The following is a 2,744-nucleotide window of genomic DNA, read 5'->3' as shown; positions in this document are numbered from 1 at the left end:
CCTGGCCGGGGGCATGTCCCTGCCTTCCACAGTTGGACGCGCCCTTGTGTCCACCTACCAGTGCATTGCGCTCCGACACCCGTAGGCCACCACGGACCCCGTCGAAGGCTGCCTCCAGATGTGCAGGAGCAGGGCCACGGCGCGGGAAAACCAGCCCCAATCTGGGCAGGGAGACCTGAGCCGTGTGGTTGCCACGAGGAGCCCCGCGAAGGGGCTCAAGCGCCCGTCTCCTGGTGGGTCGCCATGATCGGGGCGCCGGGAACCTCGAGATCTTCCATGACAGCGGTCGCCAACCTGGACCTGCAGACGATTGGATGCGCAATGAGGAAGGGTGAACCTCGTGAAGGATCCGTCATCTGAACCACGATCGGAGACTCCATTTCAGGGAAATCGTCCCAACCCCCACGAACCCACGGAGGCGTCATGTCCATTCCCTCTCCCGGACGTGTCCTGGTGGTCGACGACGAGGTCGACCTGGCGGAACTGGTCGTGGAGTATCTGCGTAAGGCCGGCCTTCAGGTCGCGGTGCGCCATGACGGCAACCAGGCGGTGGCCGCGGTGCGCGACTTCTCCCCGGACGTGCTGGTGCTGGACCTGGGGCTGCCGGGGATCGACGGGATCGAGGTGTGCCGTCAGGTGCGGACCTTCTCGGACTGCCACGTGCTGATGCTCACCGCCCGCGACGACGAGATCGACAAGATCGTGGGCCTGTCGGTGGGCGCCGACGACTACGTGACCAAACCGTTCAGCCCGCGTGAGCTCGTGGCCCGAGTCCAGGCCATGCTGCGCCGGGTGCGCACCCGGCCCGCCCCCGCCCCGGAGCCGGCGGGTCAGGACCAGGCGCTGGTGATCGGGGACCTGGTGGTGGACGAGGCCGCCCGGGAAGTGCATCTGGGCGGGGAGCCGGTGGCGCTGACGAGGATCGAGTTCGACCTGCTCCTGTGTCTGGCTACCAACCCGCAGCTGGTGCTCTCTCGCCGGCAGCTGGTGGAGATGGTCTGGGACACGCACTGGACCGGGGACGAGCACCTGGTGGACGTGCACATCGGGCGGATCCGCAAGAAGCTCGGCGATACGGCCACCGACCCGAAATTCATCCACACCATCCGCGGGGTCGGCTACCGGATGGGCACCGGCCGATGAGCACCACCACCTCGACGGGCCGACGCTGGTCCTGGAGTCCGTTGACGGTGCGGTTGATGCTGGCCCAGACCGCGGTGCTGGCCGTCGGGCTGATCATCGTGGTCGTGACCGCGGTGCTGATCGGGCCGAACATGTTCTACCACGAGCTCGTTCAGGCCGGTCACGCCGATGCGGCCACCGGGCTGGTGCACCTTCAGGACGCCTTCCGCTCGGTGAGTCTCACGGCCCTGGTCATCGGCGGGCTGCCGGCCCTCTACATCGCCGGGCTGCTGACCTTCTACCTCTACCGCACCATCGGGCGGTCCCTGGCCTCCTTCAGCACCGCCGCCGGTGAGGTCGCCGCGGGCAACTATGAGGTTCGGGTCACCTCGGCGAAGCTGGGCCCGGAGTTCGACTCCCTGGCCTCTTCCTTCAACGAGATGGCCGCCCGGCTCGACGCCGTGGACACCACCCGGCGCCAGATGCTGGCCGATCTGGCCCACGAGATGCGCACCCCGCTGGCCAGTCTCAAAGGACATCTGGAAGGCATCGAGGACGGGGTGGTGGAACTCGACGGGCACACCACCGGGATCCTCAACGCCCAGATCACCCGCCTGGAGCGCCTGGCCCGCGACATCCGCCAGCTCACCGCCGCCGAAGAAGGCATGACCCGGATGCAGCTCACCCCCCAGGACCCCCAGCACCTGGCGGACCAGGCGGTCGCGGCCATCGAGCCCGACGCCGCCGGCAAGGGAGTGTCGATCACCTCGCTGAGCACCGGCATGGACGTCACCCCGATCCCGCTGGATCCGGAGCGGATGGGCCAGGTGCTGAGCAACCTGCTGGAGAACGCCCTGCGCCACACCCCGCCGGGGGGCACCATCACCCTGCACACCGACCACGCCCCGGAGGCGGTCACCTACACGGTCACCGACTCCGGGGAGGGCATCAGTTCTGAGAGCCTCCCGCACGTCTTCGAGCGGTTCTACCGCGCGAACACCGGACGGGAGGCCCACCGCGGCGGCTCCGGGCTGGGGCTGGCGATCAGCAAGACCCTCATCGAGGCCCAGGGCGGGACCCTGGAAGCCACCAGCGCCGGCCCCGGGCGCGGGGCCAGCTTCCGGATCCACCTGCCCCGCCACCGGCCCAACGGCTGAGCCACACTGAGGGCCCCGGGCTTAAGGTCTGGGAACAACGACGGGCCGTGCCTGCCACCGCAGCTGTTCAGCTGCGGTGGCAGGCACGGCCCGCGTGGGGGGTGCAGTGTCGTCTACCCGTGCGAGGCCCCGGAGGATCTGTTGAGCACGAGCCGGCGGGTGCCCTTCACGCTGAGGCTGACGACCCGCTCCAGTGGGCCCTGGCCCAGGGCGCGGTGCCAGGCCACCGCGAACAGTGCCGCAACAGCCAGATTGATCACGAACCACAGGTAGGGCTGGTCGTAGTGAATCTCGAAGGACAGGCCCACCAGGTGGGCGGTGTAGAGGGTCAAGGTCATGACCCCCATCGCCGCCAGCGGCATCAGCCACGTCTCGGCCTTCCGGGCGATCAGCAACAGGGCCCCGAGCACGGCCAGGCTCACGCCCAGGCTCGCCGCGATCGCCAGCGGAGTGTTGGTGTGCGGG

The 2,744-nt window shown here is 69.0% G+C and carries 2 protein-coding genes and 1 pseudogene; 2 read left to right on the top strand and 1 reads right to left on the bottom strand.

Going from position 1 to position 2,744, the window contains the following annotated elements:
* The first annotated feature begins 423 nt into the window (after positions 1-423).
* Entirely contained in the window at positions 424-1,143 is a 720-nt protein-coding gene (locus BJF77_RS01955; RefSeq protein ID WP_047804865.1) for a response regulator transcription factor, read from the top strand.
* Positions 1,140-2,279, top strand: a complete 1,140-nt coding sequence (locus tag BJF77_RS01950) for a cell wall metabolism sensor histidine kinase WalK (protein ID WP_047804864.1) — start codon at positions 1,140-1,142, stop codon at positions 2,277-2,279. The genes BJF77_RS01955 and BJF77_RS01950 overlap by 4 nt, the downstream gene beginning before the upstream one ends.
* Before the next feature lie 113 nt (positions 2,280-2,392).
* Here the strand turns inward: BJF77_RS01950 and BJF77_RS01945 are convergent.
* Positions 2,393-2,744, bottom strand: a pseudogene (locus BJF77_RS01945) (hypothetical protein); the annotation flags it as partial.

Origin of the sequence: Kocuria sp. CNJ-770, assembly GCF_001942375.1 — a bacterium.
GTDB classification, from domain to species: domain Bacteria; phylum Actinomycetota; class Actinomycetes; order Actinomycetales; family Micrococcaceae; genus Kocuria; species Kocuria oceani.
This window is presented reverse-complemented; position numbering and strand designations above follow the sequence as displayed.